1 protein-coding gene is annotated in these 264 nt (G+C 62.9%); it reads right to left on the bottom strand.

The features are described 5' to 3' along the window. A partial coding sequence (locus KVT28_RS25345) for an MFS transporter (RefSeq protein ID WP_217550948.1) occupies positions 1-264 on the bottom strand: 264 nt, incomplete at both ends.

Raw genomic sequence — 264 nt, 5'->3', positions numbered from 1 at the left:
AGACCAGTTCAGCGCGCCGCCACGCCGTCTGCCGCCACCCATATCCTGCATGCACACCGCAAAGGCATGCGCATCACTGCGGTTGACCTGATAATGATAGCTGACCATCACCGGCCCGCGATCGTGACGAATCTCCAGCTCGGGCAAGGGACCGCTGACCGTGCTGAGGTCGAGGTTCAGATCCGGATCCTGATCCAGCCGCCAGCGCAGCACCGTCAGGCACGCCAGCAGCATGCCGACAGTGGCGACAGTCAGTGACAATGG

Origin of the sequence: Pantoea sp. GbtcB22 (genome assembly GCF_019091025.1) — a bacterium.
Lineage (GTDB): Bacteria > Pseudomonadota > Gammaproteobacteria > Enterobacterales > Enterobacteriaceae > Pantoea > Pantoea leporis.
The sequence above is the reverse complement of the archived record's forward strand: the minus strand, read 5'-3'. Positions and strand labels throughout refer to the sequence as shown.